Raw genomic sequence first — 22,456 nt, forward strand, 5'->3', positions numbered from 1 at the left:
TATTGATGCAATCTTCTCACGACCGCTTGCGGATCACAGATCTACTCAAGCAAGGCCTTGAATTGCATCAACAAGGCTGGATCGAACAGGCACAGGATGCCTATGATCAAATTCTATCTGTTCAACCGGACAATTTTGATGCATTACAACTATCAGGTGCGCTCAAGATACAAAGAGGAGATTACGAGAACGCTATAACCCTGTTGAATACTGCCGTTTTGCTCAACCCGTACTTTGCCCCGGCGCATAACAATCTCGGGTTTGCGCATGCTCAAACGCAACAATTAGAGTTTGCGCTTGAACACTTCAATCGTGCCATTGCCCTTGACCCAGCATATGCAGAAGCGCATCGTAATCGCGCTCAAGTATTCAACAGTTTGCAACGATCAACCGAGGCGTTAGCTGATTACCAGCGGGCCATCATCCTAAATCCGCAAGACGCAAAGTCACTCAAAGAACTCGGCGATATCCTCTATTCGCGTCGAGGTTTAGAAGAAGCACTCAGACACTACGATGCCGCCCTCTCGATTAATCCGCAATACATTGAAGCTTGGTCAAATCGAGGGGCGACACTTAGAGCGCTCGGTCGCCACGAGCAAGCCATTGAGAGCTATGACACTGCAATCGCCTTATATCCAAACTTCACGGATGCGCACAACAATCGAGCGAATGCCTTGAAGGATTTAAAGCGTCTAGATGAGGCGCTTGCGAGCTACCAACAAGCTTACAGCACTGATACTCAACGACAACACATGCTGGAGGCGATGCAGTTCATCAAACTTTCCATGTGTCTGTGGGATGACTATGATGAAGCGATTGAGCAGATACTTAATAGAGTAAAAAGCAGAGAGCCAACGACACTCTTATTTGCACTGCTTGCAATCACAGACGATCCGTCAATTCAAAAAATCGCAACTGAAGTCGTCGTTGAGCACGACTACCCAGCCAATCCATCATTGGGTGTAATTACTCAAAAGTTCTCGAAGGAAAGAATAAAAATCGCGTATTTCTCGGCTGATTTTGGAGAACACCCAGTTGCCTATTTAGCGGCCGAACTCTTTGAAACTCACAACAAAGAAAAGTTCGAAACTTTTGCATTTTCGTTTGGCATTAATCAATCTGGTCAAATGCACGAGCGAATCAAAAAAGCCTTCGATCACTTTTACTATGTAGATCAAAAATCTGATGAAGACATAGCAACGTTAGCCAGAGCGTTAGACATTGATATTGCCATTGATTTGGGTGGGTTTACGGATAGTAGTCGGACAGGCATTTTTGCTTACCGAGTAGCTCCGATCCAGATGAGCTACCTCGGTTATCTCGGCACCATGGGTTCACCTTACTACGACTACCTCATTGCCGATCAGACCATTATCCCTGCAGAAGCTCAACAGCATTATTCAGAAAAAATAATCTACTTACCGAGCTACCAAAGCAACGATCGTCAGCGAATCATTTCGTCCGAACGGTATACGAGGTCTGATTGGACATTGCCCGACGAGGCATTCGTCTTCTGCTGTTTCAACAACAACTACAAAATTACACCTTACGTTTTCAAGAGCTGGCTAAAAATATTAGCTGCCGTTGAAGGAAGTGTTTTGTTCTTATTGGCAGACAACCCGTGGGTTGAAGTCAATTTAAAAAAGACAGCGCAAGCAATGGGGGTGGATCCCAATCGATTGATTTTTGGCGGACGACTCAACCGAGATGTCTATCTTGCACGATATCAAGCTTGTGATTTATTTTTGGATACCTGGCCCTACAACGCAGGAACGACAGCAAGTGATGCCCTGTGGGCAGGTTTGCCTGTTCTCACGCTGATGGGAAACTCATTCGCCAGCCGAGTCGCAGCTAGTTTGCTCAACGCAATAGATTTGCCAGCGTTGATTACCGCGACCAGAACTGAGTACGAATCGAGAGCCATTGAACTGGCGCACCGGCCTGAGAAACTGCGCGCCATCAAACAAACACTGGTCAATAATCGATTGACCTGTTTGCTGTTTGATACCCCTCGCTTCACGAATTACCTCGAGCAAGCCTATCAAGAGGTGTTGTCTCGTTATCACGATAAGGTCGTGCCGGATCACCTCTATGTCACCCCATCACGGATGACATGAAACCACAAATGGTCTCAATTCATCTCATTACTCAGGGATTTACTCAGCAAACTGCTGGATAACTCGATCTAGCGAGGGCGTTGCCCCCAGCCAGATTACGACTGACGACCGTCCACACTGAATTTGCCAGCACCCGCAGAAGCAAGAGCGAGCAGACCGCCAATCACGGCGATGTTCTTGAAAAACAAGAGCTGAGTGACAAATACTTGGTCAGCAGGCACCGCCCAAAAGGCATGACCAGTAATCGAGGCAAAGAGGGTAAACACCGCCATGCCGATCGCAACGAGTCTGGTTTGAAAGCCCACGATGAGCGCCAGGCCACCCAGCACCTCGACCACAATCGCGACGGCGACCGCTACGTTCGCGGCAGGGATGCCAAGAGAATTAAAGTAGCCTACTGTGCCAGCGAAACCGAGTAGTTTAGACACACCCGCTGGTAAAAACAGTGCACTGATCAATAGGCGACCCAGCAGGTTCAGAGAGTTTTGGTAGTTTTTCATTTTATTTTCCTTGGTACGATAAGCAATCCAACACCTCAGCAACCAATCACCTTGACGTACTGGCGGCCAAGGTGACCGGGGGCGCGCTTATGAACTGCTACGCGACATCTTTTTACGCTCATGCTCTGCCAAGTATCGTTTACGTAAACGAATACTCTTGGGCGTGACCTCGACCAATTCGTCATCATCAATGAACTCGACTGCATACTCGAGATTCAACTCAACGGGTGGTACCAGACGAACCGCTTCATCCGTACCGGACGCACGAACGTTGGTCAACTGTTTACCCTTGATCGGGTTAACAACCAAATCGTTGTCACGACTATGAATACCAATGATCATACCTTCATAGACAGGGTCGCCATGTGACACGAACATGCGACCACGATCTTGCAGCTTCCAGATGGCGTATGCAACGGCCTCACCATCATCCTGACTGATCAATACGCCATTGCGACGTTCGCCCAACAGACCATCTTTCACAGGACCGTAGGTATCAAACGTATGACTCATGAGACCGTTACCACGCGTCATGGTCATGAAATCACCGTGAAAGCCGATCAGGCCGCGCGCTGGCACACGGTACTCAAGACGAGTACGACCACGCCCATCACTGACCATATCGAGCAACTCAGCCTTGCGTCGACCGAGTTCTTCCATGACAGAACCTTGCGTGTTATCTTCAAGGTCGATACTCAAATTTTCATACGGCTCTGTCTTCTCGCCATTTTCTTCACCAAACACAACGCGAGGACGAGATACGGCAAGCTCGTACCCTTCGCGGCGCATGGTCTCAACCAAAATCGTCAAGTGCAACTCGCCGCGACCCGACACCTCAAACACCGTATCGTCGTCAGTATCTCTGACACGCAAAGCCATGTTCGACTTTAATTCGCGATCAAGGCGTTCGCGAATCTGACGACTCGTGATGTACTTGCCCTCTCGTCCTGCCAACGGACTGGTATTGACCATGAAGTTCATCGTCAAGGTAGGCTCGTCAATCTTCAGCAAGGGCAATGGATCGGGCGTATCCGTTGAACAGATGGTCGTGCTGATCCCGATATCCTCAATACCGTTAACCAACACGATATCACCAGCAATCGCCTCGTCAACGATCTCTCGCTCTAGCCCTTTGAACTTGAGCACTTGGTTAATACGGCCTTTGAACGGCACACCGCCCGGGCCATCAATACAGACGACTTCCATACCAGATTTGATTCGGCCACGACGAATACGCCCAATGCCAATTTTGCCCACATAGGTGCTGTAGTCAATTGACGAAATTTGCAACTGCAAAGGTGCATTGGGATCGTCATCACGCATCGGTACATGTTCAAGAATGGCGTCGAACAGTGGCCGCATATCACCGTCACGGACATCTTCATTTAAACCGGCAAAGCCGTTGAGCCCTGAAGCAAACACGACCGGGAAATCGAGCTGCTCTTCGGTCGCCCCTAGTTTGTCAAACAACTCAAAGGTTGCATTAATGACAAAGTCACAGCGAGCGCCTGGGCGATCGACTTTATTGACCACCACAATGGGCTTCAACCCAAGCGCTAACGCTTTTTTGGTGACGAAGCGGGTCTGAGGCATAGGGCCTTCTACCGCGTCAACAAGCAGCAACACACCGTCAACCATGGATAACACACGCTCTACTTCTCCGCCGAAATCGGCGTGACCGGGCGTATCAACGATATTGATATGGGTGCCGTCATACTCGACCGCGCAGTTTTTGGACAAAATCGTGATGCCACGCTCTTTTTCAAGATCGTTGGAATCCATCACGCGTTCAGTCATTTTTTCGTTTGAACGGAAGGTGCCCGATTGACGGAGCAACTGGTCGACCAATGTGGTTTTGCCGTGGTCAACGTGAGCAATAATGGCAACGTTACGCAATGCGCGTGACATACATATCCTTTAAGTAGTAACTGCGTTCTTGGCCGAAGGCAACAAGCCTTCGGGTAAATCATTCAGTGCTAACAACATCTTTTCGGGCTCTGACATCGTCTGCAACGGCTCAAGTTCAACCGCTTGATCCAGTGAGAAAGGCCCCACCCGAGTCCTTCTTAATGCAGACAAATGACCGAAACAACCTAACTTGCGACCGATATCCTGCGCCAGCGTTCGGATATAGGTACCTTTCGTACAAGCTACCTCAATGACCGCATGCTTGGGACCGGAAGATACCAGATCAATATGACGAATCGTAATTTCTCTGGGCTCACGCTCAAGAACAATGCCTTGTCGCGCATACTCATACAGCGGTTTACCGTCTCGCTTCAGTGCCGAAATCATCGGTGGAATCTGCAATTGCGTCCCCACAAACGACTTCAATACTGCGCGCAAATCATCTTCAGACACGCCTTCAAAATCATCGCCAGCTTGCTCAAGCACAACCCCTGTCAAATCACCAGAGTCTGTCTCCTGACCAAAAGCCAGCGTTGCCAAATAGGTCTTATCCGCGTTGAGCATCGCACCAGAAATCTTGGTCGCCCGACCCAAACAGCAGATCAGCAAGCCAGTCGCAAACGGATCTAACGTACCCGTATGGCCCGCTTTCTGTGCGTCAAGCGCTCGTTTCGCCCTCTGTAACGCATGATTACTTGATAAACCTACCGGCTTATCAAGCAACAAGACCCCGTCGAGCACACGCCCGCGTCGTTGCTTTGCCATCTTCAATATCCAAATTTAAGACGACAGCCTCAGGGCTTGTCTTCAGGTTCGTCTGCCACGCCAGCGTACTGACCAGGCTCGTTCGCTTGGTCAATCAGTTTGGACATTTCAATCCCGCGTTTCAATTGCGGATCGTGAAAAAATCGCAGCGTCGGTACCGTGTGAATATGTAAGAGCTTGAACAACTGCGAATGCAACCAACCCGCCTTCTCGTTAAGTAAGGTCGCCGCTTGCTCGGGCTCTGCCCCTAGCACCGTAAAGTAAACTTTTGCATGAGCATAATCAGCCGTCAGTTCAACGGCGGACAAGGTAATCAGCCCCGCACGAGACATATCAATCTCTCGTTGAATAATCAACGCTAGATCCTTCTGGATCTGATCTGCCAGCCGAATATTTCGACCTGGGATGGATTTCTGTTTGTGTCGATTCATCAGAGGGGCTTAGAGCGAACGCGCCACTTCTTTGATTTCAAAAATCTCAAGCTGATCGCCAACCTGAAGATCATTGTTGCCGCGCAAGGTGATACCGCAATCAAATCCGGATTTCACCTCACGCACGTCATCTTTAAAGCGACGTAGCGATTCCATCCAGCCAGTCCAGTGCACAACGTTATTACGCAGCAAGCGGACTTGCGAGTCACGCTTGACCAAGCCATCCGTGACCATACAACCCGCAACGGTACCGATACGCGAGATGGTATAGACCTCACGAATCTCAACCATGCCGATGACTTCTTCGCGTTTTTCGGGAGCAAGCATGCCAGACATCGCTGCTTTCACTTCATCGACTGCGTCGTAAATGATGTTGTAGTAGCGGATATCGACGCCATTGGACTCGGCCAGCTTTTTGCTACTTGCGTCAGCACGCACGTTAAAGCCAATAATGACGGCGCCTGAAGCAATGGCCAAGTTGACATCGCTCTCTGAAACGCCGCCTACCGCCGCGTGGACCACTTGAACTCGAACTTCTTCAGTCGATAATTTGACCAACGACTGAACCAAAGCCTCTTGGGAGCCCTGAACGTCTGTCTTGACAATCAGAGAAAGCGTCTGTGCGCCCTCTTTGATGTTCTCAAACATCGACTCAAGCTTGGCCGCTTGTTGACGAGCCAACTTCACATCACGGAATTTACCTTGTCTGAACAAGGCAATTTCGCGCGCTTTGCGCTCGTCGACCAAGGACATAATCTCATCACCAGCCGAGGGCACCTCTGTCAGACCTTGGATCTCGACAGGGATGGAAGGACCCGCTGATTGGATTGGCTTGCCATTTTCATCAAGCATGGCGCGAACACGACCATACGCAGCGCCAGCAAGCACTACATCACCGCGATTAAGTGTGCCACTTTGAACCAGAATCGTTGCCACTGGACCGCGACCTTTATCCAAACGCGCTTCAATCACCAACCCCTTGGCGGGAGCGTGAACGGCCGCTTTGAGCTCGAGTATCTCGGCCTGCAACAACACGTTTTCGATCAATTCATCAATGCCCTGACCTGTTTTGGCAGAAACCGACACAAAGGGGACATCACCGCCATATTCTTCTGGCACAACTTCTTCAACAACCAACTCTTGCTTAACGCGTTCGGGATTCGCGTCTGGCTTATCAATCTTATTAACAGCAACGACCAGCGGAACACCAGCGGCTTTCGCGTGATGGATCGCCTCGCGAGTTTGTGGCATCACGCCATCGTCGGCGGCAACGACCAAAATCACGATATCGGTAGCCTTTGCACCGCGAGCACGCATTGCCGTAAATGCTTCGTGACCCGGGGTATCAAGAAAAGTCACCATACCGCGTTCAGTTTCAACGTGATAAGCACCAATGTGCTGGGTAATACCACCCGCTTCACCTGACGCGACTTTGGCACGACGGATGTAATCCAGCAGTGAAGTCTTACCATGGTCAACGTGACCCATGACGGTCACCACGGGTGCGCGAAGCATGAGTTCAGCGTCTTCATGTGGGGGTACATCATCCAAGAAGGCCTCTGGATCATCGAGTTTGGCTGCGATTGCCTTATGACCCAGCTCTTCAACCACGATCATCGCCGTTTCTTGATCCAATACTTGGTTGATGGTGACCATTTGACCAAGCGACATCAAATGCTTGATTACTTCACCTGCTTTCACTGACATCTTGTGGGCAAGATCGGCAACGCTGATGGTTTCAGGCACGTGAATCTCACGAGCAATGAACTCAACCGGCACTGGCTCTTGGCGATCGGATTGTGCGTTGCTGCCACGCCCACCCTTTTTGCCACTCGATTTGCTCTTGCCACCCGCGCGCCAACCGTCACGGCCTGGCGCAGAGGGGGCATCACGCTTCTCAGCGGGCTTCTTGCCGCGGGAATCATCAGACCAAGTCGATGAAACCTCACCGGATTTAATCACCTTTTTGCCAGCTGCATCGACTGGCTTTTTCTCACCCGCTTTAGCAGGCGTAGCCGCTGGCTTATGCAAGGTACCTGATAAAGCCGCAGGATCTGGTTCAACTTTGACGGGCTTGCGTGAGCGGTTCAACATGTCACGCAGCGCAGCGGCCTCTGCCTCTGACGCGCGACGCGCCTCATCGCGGCCAGCGCTGTCTTGTGCTTTTGCTTGCGGTGGCGCAATACCCCTACCACGTGTTTGCTTAATGGCCTTGGGTGCCTCGGCAACGGGGCTGGTCACATCTGACGCAGCTACTGGCGCTTGATCCGCTGATACTGAAGCAGCAGGGGCTTCAGGTAACTGGCCTGCTGGCTCGACTGGCGCGGAAACCCATTTTTCTAAAGGCGCATCATCGACCATTAAACCAGACGATTGAGCTTGATCATCCAAGACTGCGTCAGTTTCTGCAGATGAACTATCTGTCAGGGTCGTTTCGGCACGAACCTCATCTGAAGCCGCCACTGCCACAGCATCGACAGATGCCGTTTGCGCTGCTATGGCAGCGCCTTCAACGGCTACGTTAGCACTATCGGTATCAGTTGCGACCTGATCAGCCGTCTGCATTGGCGTTGACTGAGTCGCATCGGCTGCCGCTGACGTTGGCGCGGGTTCAACCGGCACGACCGTTCGATCATCCAACGCTGCAGGTAACGCAGCAGTCGGCTGCGAGGTCATTGACGGCTTGTCGTCAGCATCAGGAACGGCAACAACAGGGGCTACGATCTCTTTCGCCAAGGGCATTTCACTCTCGGTCGTTTCAGCGATATCTCGCTTAACAAACACCCGCTTCTTGCGAACTTCTACTTGAATCGTCCGGGATTTACCGGTGGCATCAGCTTGCCTGATCTCAGACGTCTGGCGTCGAGTGAGTGTAATTTTTTTACCCTCAGTCGCCCCATGCGAACGGCGAAGGGATTCGAGCAGTCTCGTCTTATCCGAGTCGGTAACCTTTTCGTCCACGGAGCCGAGATCGACACCAGCCGAACGTAACTGCTCTAGCAGCACATTGGCGGGCATTTTCAACTCTGTGGCGAACTGGGCAACTGTAATACTGGACATTAGACTCTCTCTTCCCATTTACTGCATGACTGCATTAACTTAAATAACGATGCACAACAACTGACTATTCAAACCAATGAGCACGCGCTGCCATGATCAGATCGCTGGCGCTTTTTTCATCTACCCCAGTCATCTCGGCGAGCTCATCCGTGGCGAGCTCTGCCAAATCATCCCGCGTTTGGATGCCATGCGAGGCCAAGGTGGCGGCGAGGTCGTCTGTCATCCCATCGAGACTCAACAAATCTTGCACGGTTTCAACACGCTCTTCTTGTGCAATGGCTTCAGTCAGTAGTGCATGACGAGCTCTGGTACGCAGTTCATTGATCGTATCTTCATCAAAAGATTCGATCTCAAGCAATTCTTGCATCGGCACGTAGGCGATTTCTTCGAGACCAGTAAAGCCTTCGTCAATCAGGATATCGGCTACCTCTTCGTCAACATCAAGACGCTTCATAAAGGTCAAGCGCAAATCAGCACGTTCGACTTCTTGCCGGTTCTGGCTTTCTTCAGGTGTCATGATGTTGATTTGCCACCCAGTCAGCTCTGATGCCAGACGCACGTTCTGACCTTTAGAGCCAATCGCTTTCGGCAGATTTTCTTCGTCGACAACAACATCCATCGCGTGGCGATCTTCATCAACCACGATAGACTCGACGTTGGCAGGTGCGAGCGCACCAATCACGAACTGAGCTGGATCATCAGACCATAAAACGATATCTACCTGCTCGCCGCCGAGCTCGTTGCGAACAGCTGTGACACGCGAGCCGCGCATGCCGACACACGTGCCAATTGGATCAATTCGTTTATCGTACGCAACCACTGCAATTTTGGCACGAACCCCAGGATCGCGAGCAGCCCCTTTAATTTCAAGCAGACCCTGCTCGATTTCAGGCACTTCGTTTTCAAACAACTGCTTGATGAACTCGGGCGCATTACGCGACAAGATCACTTGCTGGCCTCTGGCTGTGCGGTCGACCTTAAACACCCAGGCACGCACACGATCACCCACCCGCAGGTTTTCTTTAGGGATCATCTCGCTACGAGGCAACCGTGCTTCGATCTTGCCGGTTTCGACAATCGCGTCACCCTTGTCCATCCGCTTGATCGAGCCGGAAACAATGAGTTCATTACGATCCAGAAAATCAGTCAAAACCTGCTCACGCTCGGCGTCGCGAATTCTTTGCAGGATAGCTTGCTTGGCAGCCTGCGCACCGATACGCCCAAACTCGATTGGCTCTAAGGCTTCTTCGATGTATTCACCCACCTCGATATCTGACACGACCTCTTGGGCATCGGACAACATCTCTTCGCGCTCAGGCGCTTGAAGGCCCGCCTCATCAGGCACCACCAACCAACGCCGGAAGCCTTCGTGCTCACCACTCAGGCGATCGACCGAGACACGGATATCCGCATCCTCTTTGAAACGCTTTTTCATGGCTGAGGCCAACGCCCCTTCCAACGCATCAAAAACCACATCGCGCGTCACGTTTTTTTCACGTGCCAAGGCATCAACCAACTGAAGAATTTCGCGACTCATCGCTTTTTACCCTTGAAATCCAGAACCGGATCCAGCTTAGCGCGCTCAACGTCAGAAAACCTGAATGCGACTTGCCGGACTTCGCCTTTTTTTGCCTCAAATTCGACACCAAACTCGACACTGGATTTACCTGCATCAGCGTTGGCACCCACCTCACCCGCCTCACCGTTCAGTGAAACGAGTCGCCCCGAAAAAACCTTTTGATTCTCTACGGCCTCACGCAACTTCACCTCAATCCGCTCACCCACAAATCTGCGGAAGTCAGACTCGGTACGCAAAGGCCGATCAACACCCGGCGACCCAACCTCAAGCCGCCGATAATCGATATTTTCAACCTCATAGACCCGCGACAAATGCTTGGACACCTGTTCGCAATCTTCGATGCGCACCCCGTCGGCTCTGTCGATTGTGATTCGCAGCAGGCCGAGCGCAGCCCTCTCGACGTCGACTAATTCGACATCCATTGAGGCAAGTGCCTGTTGCGATAAACTAAATAGATCTGCCATCGACTCAAAAAAAAAGGGCTGAAAACAGCCCGATTAAATATTCAATCAAGCACCCTCAGTCAGGGATGCTTGCTCTTAAGAAAGATTCTTGCCCACTAACGACCCGTGGTGCACCGCACTTTCAGTGCGCACCCGCAAAAACACTAAGCTCGATATGTTAGCATATTTTCGCTAAAAATCTTGCCAGACCAATAAGTTACGACGCTCAATCGAGCTTACCGGCCGCCACGTGGTTTGCTAAAACCCAGTTTAGATTCATGTGCAGAAGCCCCGCTCGGCTGCCAATCATCCCCTTTGGGGGTTGACCGCTGACCGCCAGCCCGTGGACCGTTTGTTTTGCGACGTTGTCCCGTTTTGGGCGCACTGCCGTTTGGCCCCGCCCCCGCTCTGGGAGGACGACCATCGGGTCGTGGTGCTTGGCTGGTGGGTTGCTGACCTTGCGCGCGATCGCCAGCGCCCGCCGCGCCCAGCGGTTTCCGCGATTTTTGGGGTGATCGAGGTTTGCGAGCACCCGACGGGGTAGCTGTGGTGGCGCCAACTGCAGCTTGACCGCGACCACCGCGTCCGCCGGCCCTCGCTTGTGGATGGCCGTTGGCAAAACCGCCTCCAACCGTCAGTGCGGCTGGTGCAAACTCACTGCCTCTTGAAAAACGCTCAGGTTTATCTCGCCCGCCAGAGATATTGCCTCGCCGACCGATTTTGGCGCCATTCATTCCGTTTTTTTCCATGGTGCCAAAGCCTGGCGGCAAGGCACTATCATGCGATACCGGCTGCCTAGGATGACGGGATCGGCCGTCACCCTCGCCCTCGTCCCGAAGCAACCCGACTTGCACCATCAAAGCAGAGCAGAGCTTGGGATCCAGCTCTTCCCAGCGACCACGGCGCAAATTCGTTGGCAAAACGATGTCCCCAAAACGGGTTCTGATGAGCCTGCTAACCGTTAGCCCCACGGATTCGAACATGCGGCGAACCTCGCGATTGCGCCCTTCATTTAAAGTCACGCGATACCAGCGGTTACTGCCTTCCCCTCCCAGAAATTCGATCATACCGAAGCTAGCCAAACCGTCCTCAAGGGTCACACCATCCAGCAGCGCTTGTCGCTGCTCGGGGCCCAACTCGCCAAGCACCCGAACCGCATACTCTCTTTCATTGCCGTAGCGGGGGTGCAACAGACGGTTTGACAAGTCGCCCGAAGTGGTGAGGATCAACAGACCTTCCGTGTTTAAATCCAAGCGACCGATCGATAACCACTTGCCAACTTTCATCTTGGGCAAACGTGCAAAGACATTCGCTCGACCTGCGGGGTCGTCATGACTGACAATTTCGCCTGCAGGTTTGTGATAGAGGATAACGCGAGGAGGCTTGCGCTGATTGGTACGAGTGACCGGCTTACCATTAACACGTACCAAATCGTTCGGACCTACCCGCTGGCCAATGTGTGCGGGCTCGCTATTGACCGAAACACGACCAGCAATGATGAGCTCTTCCATCTCGCGTCGCGATCCAATCCCAGCATCAGCCAAAACTTTATGAAGTTTTGGCATCAACACATCGCTATTGAGATATTTGCCCAAGCGCTGTTCAATCCGTTCGGCCTTACCTAGATAAGAAAGCGCCTGAACAGCTTCCTGTTCACCAGCGACGGTATCAACGTGCTCGTCTGAGGTATCCACATCGACAGCGTCATGGCCAACGAGTTGATCAGCCTCAAAGGGTTCGTTACCTTGCTGCGCGTGTCCCTCTTCTGCACTCGATGTCTGGGTCACGGCTCGTGTGTCGGCAGACTCAGCATCTGGACGGCGTCGACGAAAAGGCGTTCTAAGCTTTCTGCTACGAGGCTTGCTGGTACGTGTCGCATCAACTTGCTGTGTGGCTGTATCGGACGGCGTGGAGAGATCAGCGACTTGGTCGGGCGTTTCGTTATTGCTGTTTGATGTATTCGTCACTTGGACTCCGGATTAACTTGATCGACTTGTTGATCGATCTCAAAATTTATTTTTTCTGTTGAACGGTCAGGGCTTTGCTCTGCCGCTGAGACGACGCTGTCATCCACCACATCGAGCCTGACATTGTTATCAAGTGCTTCTGCAGCGATGAAGTTATCCATCAGTTCTGCGTTATCCATCAGTTCTGGTGAGCTGTTCGCCGCACTGCCACGATCAACATCCTCAGCGCTTGTGCTGGTCGCCGACTCTGGGTCAATTTGCAGAGCCCCCAACGCATCGCCAAGATCGATGGACCCCAGCGCAGGCAATTCATCCAGGGCGCGTAATCCCAGATCATCGAGAAATTGTCTTGTCGTCCCTAAAAGACCAGGCCGACCTGGGCCGTCTCTGTGCCCAATCACATCAACCCAGCCTCTTTCTTCGAGGGTTTTAATGATCTGGGACGAGACTGTAACACCTCGGATGTCTTCTATGTCACCCCGGGTCACTGGCTGACGCCAAGCAATAATGGCAAGCGTCTCCATGACGGCGCGAGAGTACTTGGGCGCTCGCTCGATGCTCAAACGCTGTAAATAGGCCTGCATGCTTTCACGGCTTTGAAACCGCCAGCCGCTTGCCAACTCGACCAGCACCATACCACGATCATTCCAGGCAATTTGAAGCGCTTCTAACGCTTCTCTCATCTGCCCATCGCTCAACGACTCATCATCAAACAGTTTTTTAAGCTCTGAAATCGGCATGGGTGCCGAGGCGCAGAGTAGTGCAGTTTCCAATACCAGTAAGGCTTTGGGATCATCCATATCGACTTTTCTTTCCTTTCAGCGTCGGTTCGATTTGCGAACTCGCGCTAGATACGCTATACTCTTTTTCTCAGACGCGGGGTGGAGCAGTCTGGCAGCTCGTCGGGCTCATAACCCGAAGGTCGTAGGTTCAAATCCTGCCCCCGCAACCAAATACAACTTCTGGTCGATCGCGATTTTTGCGCTCGGCCAGTTTTGTTTTGTGAGGATGAAAATTAATTCAGCACTCGACAATCACGGCTGTGACCAAGTCAATCAGAATGGGTGTTGTGTTTCATTCACCGTGAACCGGCACATCAGGCAGGCGCAACGGCAAGCTTCATTGCAATGTAAGAAGAAAATGTGGCAATTTGGAAGCTAAGTTGGCAACCATGCAAGCACGACTGCTAACTGACAACGGGATTAGTGTAACGTATTAGCCAGCATATTTTCAAGACCTTCAACCCAAGTGCTGCTGGGCCAATTCTCTAGCTGATGCGGCTTCAGGGTTGAATTGATCGGTACGACACCCAAATAACAATAGCGTTGACCTAAAAAAGGCGTGTGCTTCAAAGTGAATTGAATCGCCTCTGGATCTGCTTTGCGAGAGACGACCAACACCGCCTCCAATTTGGACACTTTAGCCGACAGGGCTTCGAAGAAAATCTTTCTAAGGTGGTCGCCCAAGCCGGTGTTAAGACCGCAGCACAGACACGACTCATCTGCCCCAATCGGCGCAAGCGATGCAACGCTCAACCACGGGTGGCGGTCATCCGATGAGACAAGATCCGTCTCATCAGTAATCACAATCACCCGATCGAATCTAGACCACTGGCGCAAATCGTTTTGCCAGCGCTGAGACCTGTCGTTGGCGTCCAGCGCCAGCAGCAGTAATGAAATACGATTAGGCATCTGGTTGCGCTGGCCATTGAAACATGGCCGGCTCTTTGGCTAAAAATTTTGATACGGCCTGCGCATGCCAAGGACTAGTGCGTGCAATCCCCTGTGCCGCCGCTTCGATATCGATCATGGCGTCCAACGAACTGTTCATCGACACGTTCAGGGCACGTTTCATCAACGTCAATGAAGCGGGGGCAGCTGCCGCAAAACACCGAGCGATCTCTTTGGCCCGAGCGAGCCCGGTATTAGCAGAAGCAATTTCGGTGACAATCCCTAACTGGTGGGCCTCCGCTAGCCCCAACTCGCGGCCAGAAAAGCAAAGCTCTTTTGCGCGCTGAACGCCCACAATCCTCGGCAACGTATAAAACGCCCCACAATCAGGCACAAGGCCCAGCCGAACAAATGACATACAGAAGCGGCTACCTGGTTCGGCGACGACGAAGTCAGCAGTTAAGGCAAGACTAAAGCCGGCACCAAAGGCTGGCCCTTGCACCGCGGCGATTACCGGCACTTCAAGTCTTAGCAGCGTCTCTATCCAGGATAAATAGTCATGACGCATTCTGTCGCGCCCAGCCTCAGCGCTGCTGGCAGCTGACATCATATTAGTGATATCGCCACCAGCGCAAAAAGCCCCACCAGCACCTGTGATCACCAGCGCTCTGAGATCTCGCTGTTGAGGCAGTGCGAACAGCACTTGTTTCAACTCATCGGACATCACCTTGTCAATGGCGTTCTTGCGGGCAGGTCGGTTCAAGGTTAAAACGCCCACGCCATCTTCAAACTCGTACTGAATCGCTTGCATGAAACACTCCTTTAGCGGGAAATAATGATATTGACATTGTTGCCGCCCCCAAAGGACGGTCACTTCAGCCGCTCGTGAAATAGGATAGCAGAGAGCTTGATTCAGTCTTGGGCTAGCAGCATGACTATCTGCTTACCGAGGGTTTGTGTTAGATTTTGACCCCATATAGCCTCGCCCGGGCGAGCTCCCCATTAACCAGAGACAACGGCCTTAACGTCGCCCTTCATTTTTCATGATCAAACATACCGAGCAAGAAATCGTTGATCGCGCCATTACGTCTAGACATTCGATGCGTGCCTTCCTTCCCAAGGCAGTGCCACGCGAAGACATAGAACAAATGCTTGCGGTCGCAGCCAGAGCCCCGTCAGGTTCAAATACACAACCTTGGAAAGCTTATGTGGTGACAGGTGATATCAAAGAGCGCTTATCGAGCGAAATCTTGGCAACCATTGCCGATCCTGACAAGGCGTCGGAAATCACCGAAGAGTATCGCTACTATCCTGATCATTGGGCGCCCCCCTACATTGATCGCCGTCGTAAAGTTGGACTAGGTCTATATCAGTTATTAGGACTTGGTAAAGACGACAAGGCAGGAATGAAGCTTCAGCATGAAAAAAATTTCATTTTCTTCGGGGCTCCCGTTGGTATCATTTTTACGATTGACCGAGTGATGAATACTGGCTCTTGGTTGGATTTTGGTTGTTTCTTGCAAAGCTTCATGGTTGCCGCGCGCGGCCGTGGGTTAGACACCTGTGCACAAGCCGCCTTTAACCGGTTTCATCAAACCATCAGACGCGTGACCGGTATCCCGGAAAGTGAAATTCTGATGTGCGGATTGGCACTCGGTTACGCTGACATGTCTAAAATCGAGAACACACTAATCAGCGAAAGAGAACCGGTCTCAGGCTTCGCAAAGTTCTTGACGTAACGCGCAAGATCGAAGAATCTACGAATGGTAACAATTTGTTAAACGCAGCACTACACTTACTCGGAACAAAAACACAATGGATTTCTTTTCACTAGATCACTTTTGGTGGCCACTGTTAACCATCATGGGGATCAATATTCTCTTGTCAGGCGATAACGCCGTAGTCATTGCCCTCGCTGCTCAAGCATTGCCGGTGAATCAGCAAAAAAAAGCCATCTTCTGGGGATCTTTGTCGGCCGTTTTCTTTTTGATCGTCCTCACGATTTTCGCGTCGACACTACTGCACATCCCTTATCTCAGACTGATCGGTGCCTGTCTGCTGCTGTGGATCGGCGTAAAACTCTTGGCGGGTGACGAAGACGACGGCGACATCAAACAGAGTGATAATTTATGGGCTGCCATCAGGACAATTTTGGTGGCGAACCTTGTGATGAGCCTGGACAATATCTTAGGGGTCGCTGGGGCCGCTCATGACAACAATGTCTTGATGATTATCGGTCTGGGAGTAAGCATTCCGGTCGTTATTTTTGGCTCAACCATGCTGATGAAAGTAATGGAACGATTCCCTCTCATCATCACTATTGGTGCTGCGCTCATCGGCAAAGTTGCAGGTGAAATGCTGGTGGATGATCAAGCAATCAGCACTTGGATTGACCCACACAGACAACAATGGGAGTACGGTGCTCAAATCGGTGGCGCCTTGATTGTGCTGGTCGTTGGCAAAGTGTTACAAAAAAAGCGTCAAACAACGAGTGAAGCTGTTTGACGTCTTTTTAAAATGAGTTCTGGTCCCGTTTGCCCGCTTGTCTAACAAATCGTAAATAACGGGCAAACATCCAGACCAGCACTGCTGTCGCCAACGCAATGGCGTTGAACCATTCGACAAATGGCTGGCTCAATGTCTGAATTAAGGGTTCATCAAAAATCATACTGGCCGCTGTCCAAGCCAACACCATCGCGCCAAGGTCGATGACGACTGGATAGCGATCAATCAACCTCAGCACGAGCCCGCTGCACCAAACAACAATCGGGATGCTAATCAACAGCCCCAAACCAACCAGCAAAAAGCTACCATGTGCGGCCCCTGCAACTCCCAGCACATTGTCGACCCCCATCACAGCATCGGCAATGATGATCGTTTTCATCGCCGCCCAAAAGCTACCGGCGTGATCGTGATCATGCTGGTCACCCGCTTCTTGGGTCATCAATTTGATAGCAATCCATAACAGGATCAATCCGCCGATGAGCATGACCCCTGGTATTTTCAATAGCCACAGTGCACCAAGCGTCATGAAACTACGAACAACAATCGCACCGACGGTCCCCCAAAAAACAGCTTTACGCTGTAGCGCCTTGGGCAAACTTCTGGCTGCTAAAGCGATCACTAGGGCGTTATCACCTGCAAGCACCAGATCAATCAAAACAATTGCACCTAACGCACTCAAAAACTCTATTGACCAAATATCCATGTAAAGCCTTTTTGACTAATGAGCGAAATGCTGCGCACTTAAACAAGCGACGGTGCGACGGGACAAAGCGCTCAAATGACACAAGTCTGGAAGCGTACCGCGTTTGTCGAGAATTTCATGTTACAAAATGCAACGGTGCGTAAAAAATGCAATTATTGCCAAGCAATATTAACGATGAATGATGAGGATCTGGCACGGTGAATGTCTTTACTTATGGCTCGCTCATGTTTGACCGTATCTTTCAACAAGTCACTCAGTCGCTGCCAGAAAAAAAGCAAGTCACGCTTGACCATTGGCGTCGTCATCAAATTGTTGATAAACCGTATCCCGCAGCGGTCCCGCAGCAGGGTCATATGATCAGCGGTGTGGTTTGGTTGAACCTGTCAGCAAATGAGCTGCGATTACTTGATGATTTCGAAGCGCATGAATACGTTCGCGAACCAGTCTTGGTGACGTCCGGCGATGGGGCAACCATCGCCGCCGATATTTACCGATGGATTGACGCGAGCGCCTTGATCGACAAAGATTGGGATCCACAAGCGTTTGCGTCTGCCCATTTGACAGATTTTTACCAATCTCATCGACCCTAGTACTCCGTGCGCAGAATCGCTCATCTCGACATGGACGCATTTTTTGCGTCGGTAGAGTTGCTAACTTACCCAGAACTTAAAGGGCAGGCCGTCGTGGTGGGTGGCCGCAATGCATCGCGCCCTGTTCAAGACAAGGTCGGCAGATGGATCTACCCTAAACTAAGAAACTATGTCGGTCGAGGTGTGGTGACTACTTCGACCTATGAAGCGAGGGCCTTGGGTGTCTTCTCTGGGATGGGCTTGATGAAATCCGCTGAATTAGCACCGGATGCGATTTTGTTGCCTGGCAATTATGAAGCGTACCGCCATTACTCACGGTTGTTCAAATCTGCCGTCATCAATCTTGCCCCAATCGTCGAAGATCGCGGGATTGATGAGATATATATCGATCTGACAACGCTTGAGGGCAGCACCTACCAAATTGCCACGCGCATTAAGCAAGCCGTTCGGGATGCGACCGGACTCAGTTGCTCAATCGGTATCACGCCAAACAAGTTGCTCTCCAAAATCGCGTCTGACTTGAACAAACCGGACGGGATCACCATCTTGGACGAGCCAGATCTAGCAACAAAGATCTGGCCATTAGCGGCCAAGAAAATTAATGGCATTGGCCCCAAAGCAACCGAAAAGCTAAAAACTCTTGATATTCATACGATTGGGGATCTCGCAGCCACCCCCGTCGAGATCCTGGTGCAGCATTTCGGTCGATCAACTGGGTTGTGGATGAACCGAGCCGCGCATGGCATCGATGACAGGCCGGTCGTCACCGAGTCTGAACCCAAGTCAATTAGCAGAGAAACGACGTTTGCGCGTGATCTACATGTCAAAACCGACAAAAGCGAACTGTCAGAGATTTTTACCTCACTGTGTGTCAAATTGAGTGAGGATCTCCGGCGAAAGGCTTACGCGGCGAAAACGCTGGGCATCAAGTTGAAATATGCGGATTTTCAAGTGGTAACGCGCGATATCACCTTGGCCCAGCCCGTGTTCGAGGCGGTGGATATCCGCCGTGAAGCGCAAGAATGTCTGAAACGAGTCCCGCTCGCACAAAAAATCCGCCTGATCGGCGTTAAGGCCAGCAGTCTCATCCCCTTAGAGAATCTGGCTACCGAAATTCCTGTCCTGCAGGGAGATTTACCCTTGGAATTTCGCTAAAAGTCGTTGACTCAACAGCATCACGAAAGCTCGACGAAAGCATTTCTGGTTATATCCATAGACTAATTGCTTCTTTGACCTGCGTTGTTCCCGGCGATAGCCTTGTGCTTTCCTCATTGCTGTGCCAAAACAATGTATCAATCTAATCTCTTCGATACCACGCGCCTGAAAGAGCGCGCGACACAACTTGCTGGCCAGATTCAACGCAATCAAACGGGGCTACTGAGCGACGATCACCTCAAGCCATTGCGTTTACAAAACGGTCTCTATATTCAACGCTATGCACCGATGCTGAGAATCGCGATTGCATACGGCATGCTCAACAGCAAACAATTGAGAGCCTTGGGTCAGGTAGCGCGCCAATATGATCGTGGCTATGGGCATCTGACAACTCGTCAGAACATGCAACTAAACTGGATCTCATTAGACGATGCCCCAAAGGCGCTCGCAGATTTAGCTGAAGTCGGTATTCACGGGATTCAATCGAGTGGTAATTGCCTACGAAACATTACCAGCGATGCGTTGGCAGGGATTGCGCCAGACGAACTTTTAGACCCTCGGCCTTACGCTGAGTTGATGCGTCAATGGAGTACTTTTCATCCAGAACTGTGCTTTCTACCCCGAAAATTCAAAGTGGCGCTTACCGGGACGCCAGAGGATAGAGCATTGACCCAACTGCACGACATGGCGTTTGAGGTGATTCGGGCTGAGCCCGAACCCGTTTTTCGCGTCAGAGTTGGTGGCGGCATGGGGCGCACACCCATTCTTGCACCTGTCTTACGCGAAGAGCTCGAATGGAAGCACTTGTTGACCTACACCCATGCAGTCATGCGGGTCTACAACGAGCTAGGACGTCGTGATAATCTGACAAAAGCTCGAATTAAAATTCTTGTCCGTGCAGTGGGCATCGATCACTTCAGAGAGATGGTGGAGGCTGAGTGGGTTAGATTACGCGATGGTATCCATCAGCTGACGCAGCGTGAACTCGATCGAGTCAAGGCCGCCTTTGTCGAACCAGATTGGACTAAAGGCGCTAGGCTCGCCAACCTAGACAATCAGTTCACAGGATCTGAGCAGACCAGTTGGTCACACTGGCTCGCACGCAATCGACTGCCTCATCGTCAACCAGGTTATGCAGCCGTGCTCATCCCTCTCAAGCACCATACCCGCCCGCCAGGCGATGTGACCAGCGATGAAATGGATCAAATTGCAGCGATTGCGGATCAATTCAGCCAAGGCTTTATCCGCGTGAGCCATACGCAGGATTTTGTCCTCCCTGCCGTGATCGAAACTGATTTGCCTGCCCTGTATGTGGCTTTGAAGAGCCTGAACCTGCATCATGCCGTCGGCGGATTAATTGGGAGCATGGTCAGCTGCCCAGGGGGAGATTTCTGCGCTTTAGCCAACGCACGATCCATCCCCGTTGCCGAGGACATTGCCCGTCGTTACCAATCGGTCGATGCGCAAGAGAACATCGGCCCGCTTGATTTGAGAATATCTGGCTGTATGAATAGCTGTGGGCACCACCACACGGGTCATATTGGTATTTTGGGGGTCGACAAAGACGGTGCTGCGTTTTATCAAGTGCTACTTGGCGGTCATTCAGGGCATGGTGCACCCGCAGCGCTCGGCACCATCATTGGTAAAGCGTTTGCCGAAGATGAGATCGGCGACGCGATTGAAGAAATCCTGGACACCTACCTCGAACTACGTCAACCTGGCGAGATCTTCAGGGCGTGTGTTGCGCGCGTCGGCAAGCAACCCTTTGCCAAGGCTGCCGATACGGTGAGGAAGGCAGTCACTCCGTTGCAAGATGATGTGACAGAAGCGAGTGAGTTGGCCACATGAGTGTCACGTTGATGGGTGCAGGTCCCGGAGACCCAGAGTTAATGACCCGTAAAGCCTGGCGAATTCTGAGTCAGGCTGATGTTGTCTTGCACGATGCGTTAGTTGATCTGGCGGGGATGCGCGAGGCGGCTCCCCATGCGAGGTGGCTCGATGTCGGTAAGCGTTTGGACCAACCCTCAGTTGAGCAATCATTTATCTGTTCAAGCTTGCTTGCTTTCGCCAAGCAAGGCAAAAATGTCGTCCGATTGAAAGGCGGAGACCCTTCCATTTTCGGCCGGCTTGCTGAAGAACTTGAGATCCTTCGACAGCACGGGATCCCTGTCGAGGTCGTTCCGGGCGTGACCGCCGCCTGCGCCGCTGCCGCAACGTTGCAAGCGAGTCTGACGCTCAGAGGTATCTCTCGCAGCGTTGCTTTTGTAACCCCTCGAGTCGGCCACCGTGAAACTGAAAATGAAACGCAGTGGATTCGCGCCTGCATGGGGGTTGAAACCGTCGTACTCTACATGGCAGGATCGCAATCACAACAGATTTGCCAGAAGCTGATCGACGCAGGAAAATCACCTGACACAGCAATTTGTCTGGTTGAAAATGCGAGCCGTGCAGGTCTTCGCTTGCGCTCAACGCTAGGCGCCATCGCCGCTGAAGGGTTTGCGCCGTGCGACGGGCCTGTCACTTTGTTGATTGGCGCGGCCATGAATAACGTTGCTGTTGACAGACTGTCGCAGCCTGATCGAACTGATATGGGACATCGTCATGAATTTAGAGAGTTTGCCATCCGCTGAGGTAACACCCGTTGTCGTCTTTGACATGTCTGGTCTGCGAGTGCCCGAGCCACTGACACCAACGGAAATTATTGAACCCGAGTCACTGTTGGGGACCGACAGTGCATTGGCATTGAGTGCCCACGTACAGCAATTTGCCGAGGCACATCGAGGCACGGCCGGGGTGGGGATCAAATTCTCCAAGTTTGCTGATGGCAGGGCTTATTCAATCGCAGCACGTTTACGTGAAGCAGGGTTTCAAGGCGAATTACATGCCGTGGGCGATATCAATCAAGAGCTCTTGTTCTTACTCAAACGCGTGGGATTTACCCATGCTCACATACCAGACCCCGGGGTAACGCACTTGGCGACAAGCATCGTGACACCCTTTGCTGGTCACTACCAGGCAGGCTTGGACGGATCCAAGGCCCCTTGGCAATCAATCGATCAATGA

19 protein-coding genes, 1 tRNA gene and 1 pseudogene are annotated in these 22,456 nt (G+C 51.6%); 9 read left to right on the top strand and 12 right to left on the bottom strand.

Going from position 1 to position 22,456, the window contains the following annotated elements:
• Positions 1–5 precede the first annotated feature (5 nt).
• Positions 6–2,117, top strand: coding sequence for an O-linked N-acetylglucosamine transferase, SPINDLY family protein (locus AC1W8Y_RS05085; protein ID WP_482013391.1), 2,112 nt, complete (start codon positions 6–8; stop codon positions 2,115–2,117).
• 95 nt (positions 2,118–2,212) lie between these two features.
• On the opposite strand, the gene AC1W8Y_RS05090 is transcribed toward AC1W8Y_RS05085, so the two are convergent.
• The 9 genes and pseudogenes from AC1W8Y_RS05090 to scpB form a co-directional block, all read right to left on the bottom strand.
• Positions 2,213–2,617, bottom strand: a complete 405-nt coding sequence (locus AC1W8Y_RS05090) for a DoxX family protein (RefSeq protein WP_482013392.1) — start codon at positions 2,615–2,617, stop codon at positions 2,213–2,215.
• Between the two features lie 87 nt (positions 2,618–2,704).
• The gene (gene typA / locus AC1W8Y_RS05095) at positions 2,705–4,525 is read right to left on the bottom strand and encodes a translational GTPase TypA (RefSeq protein ID WP_482013393.1); all 1,821 of its coding nucleotides are present in this window, start codon (positions 4,523–4,525) and stop codon (positions 2,705–2,707) included.
• Positions 4,526–4,534: 9 nt separating this feature from the next.
• Positions 4,535–5,290, bottom strand: a complete 756-nt coding sequence (gene truB, locus AC1W8Y_RS05100; protein WP_482013394.1) for a tRNA pseudouridine(55) synthase TruB — start codon at positions 5,288–5,290, stop codon at positions 4,535–4,537.
• A 29-nt stretch (positions 5,291–5,319) separates the two neighbouring features.
• Entirely contained in the window at positions 5,320–5,721 is a 402-nt protein-coding gene (rbfA, locus tag AC1W8Y_RS05105; protein WP_482013395.1) for a 30S ribosome-binding factor RbfA, read from the bottom strand.
• Between the two features lie 9 nt (positions 5,722–5,730).
• On the bottom strand, positions 5,731–8,781 hold the full coding sequence (infB, locus tag AC1W8Y_RS05110; RefSeq protein ID WP_482013396.1) for a translation initiation factor IF-2: 3,051 nt from the start codon (positions 8,779–8,781) through the stop codon (positions 5,731–5,733).
• 64 nt (positions 8,782–8,845) lie between these two features.
• Complete coding sequence (nusA, locus tag AC1W8Y_RS05115; protein WP_482013397.1) at positions 8,846–10,318, bottom strand: transcription termination factor NusA; 1,473 nt, start codon at positions 10,316–10,318, stop codon at positions 8,846–8,848.
• A complete protein-coding gene (gene rimP / locus AC1W8Y_RS05120; protein ID WP_482013398.1) occupies positions 10,315–10,824 on the bottom strand; it encodes a ribosome maturation factor RimP in 510 nt (169 codons plus the stop codon). The genes nusA and rimP overlap by 4 nt, the downstream gene beginning before the upstream one ends.
• Before the next feature lie 215 nt (positions 10,825–11,039).
• Entirely contained in the window at positions 11,040–12,770 is a 1,731-nt protein-coding gene (locus AC1W8Y_RS05125) for a pseudouridine synthase (protein WP_482013399.1), read from the bottom strand.
• A 197-nt stretch (positions 12,771–12,967) separates the two neighbouring features.
• Positions 12,968–13,570, bottom strand: a pseudogene (gene scpB / locus AC1W8Y_RS05130) (SMC-Scp complex subunit ScpB); the annotation flags it as partial.
• Between the two features lie 75 nt (positions 13,571–13,645).
• Here scpB and AC1W8Y_RS05135 point away from each other — a divergent pair.
• Positions 13,646–13,722: transfer RNA gene (locus AC1W8Y_RS05135), tRNA-Met, on the top strand.
• 250 nt (positions 13,723–13,972) lie between these two features.
• On the opposite strand, the gene AC1W8Y_RS05140 is transcribed toward AC1W8Y_RS05135, so the two are convergent.
• A complete protein-coding gene (locus AC1W8Y_RS05140; RefSeq protein ID WP_482013400.1) occupies positions 13,973–14,461 on the bottom strand; it encodes a hypothetical protein in 489 nt (162 codons plus the stop codon).
• A complete protein-coding gene (locus tag AC1W8Y_RS05145) occupies positions 14,454–15,251 on the bottom strand; it encodes an enoyl-CoA hydratase/isomerase family protein (RefSeq protein ID WP_482013401.1) in 798 nt (265 codons plus the stop codon). The genes AC1W8Y_RS05140 and AC1W8Y_RS05145 overlap by 8 nt, the downstream gene beginning before the upstream one ends.
• Before the next feature lie 232 nt (positions 15,252–15,483).
• Between AC1W8Y_RS05145 and AC1W8Y_RS05150 the strand changes: the two genes are divergently transcribed.
• Together AC1W8Y_RS05150 and AC1W8Y_RS05155 are read left to right on the top strand one after the other, a co-directional pair.
• Complete coding sequence (locus AC1W8Y_RS05150; protein WP_482013402.1) at positions 15,484–16,179, top strand: nitroreductase; 696 nt, start codon at positions 15,484–15,486, stop codon at positions 16,177–16,179.
• Between the two features lie 76 nt (positions 16,180–16,255).
• Complete coding sequence (locus AC1W8Y_RS05155; protein WP_482013403.1) at positions 16,256–16,945, top strand: TerC family protein; 690 nt, start codon at positions 16,256–16,258, stop codon at positions 16,943–16,945.
• A gap of 7 nt (positions 16,946–16,952) precedes the next feature.
• Here the strand turns inward: AC1W8Y_RS05155 and AC1W8Y_RS05160 are convergent, their stop codons facing one another.
• Complete coding sequence (locus AC1W8Y_RS05160) at positions 16,953–17,648, bottom strand: TerC family protein (RefSeq protein WP_482013404.1); 696 nt, start codon at positions 17,646–17,648, stop codon at positions 16,953–16,955.
• 197 nt (positions 17,649–17,845) lie between these two features.
• Between AC1W8Y_RS05160 and AC1W8Y_RS05165 the strand changes: the two genes are divergently transcribed.
• The 5 genes from AC1W8Y_RS05165 to AC1W8Y_RS05185 all read left to right on the top strand — a co-directional run bounded on the left by AC1W8Y_RS05165 (position 17,846) and on the right by AC1W8Y_RS05185 (position 22,456).
• Entirely contained in the window at positions 17,846–18,238 is a 393-nt protein-coding gene (locus AC1W8Y_RS05165; RefSeq protein WP_482013405.1) for a gamma-glutamylcyclotransferase family protein, read from the top strand.
• Positions 18,239–18,268: 30 nt separating this feature from the next.
• Positions 18,269–19,393: a DNA polymerase Y family protein gene (locus AC1W8Y_RS05170; RefSeq protein WP_482013406.1), complete on the top strand. Its 1,125-nt coding sequence runs from the start codon at positions 18,269–18,271 to the stop codon at positions 19,391–19,393.
• A 132-nt stretch (positions 19,394–19,525) separates the two neighbouring features.
• Positions 19,526–21,241 (top strand): nitrite/sulfite reductase, encoded by a 1,716-nt coding sequence (locus AC1W8Y_RS05175; protein ID WP_482013407.1) that lies wholly within the window; start codon positions 19,526–19,528, stop codon positions 21,239–21,241.
• Entirely contained in the window at positions 21,238–22,023 is a 786-nt protein-coding gene (cobA, locus tag AC1W8Y_RS05180) for a uroporphyrinogen-III C-methyltransferase (RefSeq protein WP_482013408.1), read from the top strand. Before AC1W8Y_RS05175 ends, cobA begins: the two co-directional genes overlap by 4 nt.
• Positions 21,995–22,456 (top strand): DUF934 domain-containing protein, encoded by a 462-nt coding sequence (locus AC1W8Y_RS05185; RefSeq protein WP_482013409.1) that lies wholly within the window; start codon positions 21,995–21,997, stop codon positions 22,454–22,456. The genes cobA and AC1W8Y_RS05185 overlap by 29 nt, the downstream gene beginning before the upstream one ends.

The organism is Jezberella sp. (assembly GCF_964834465.1).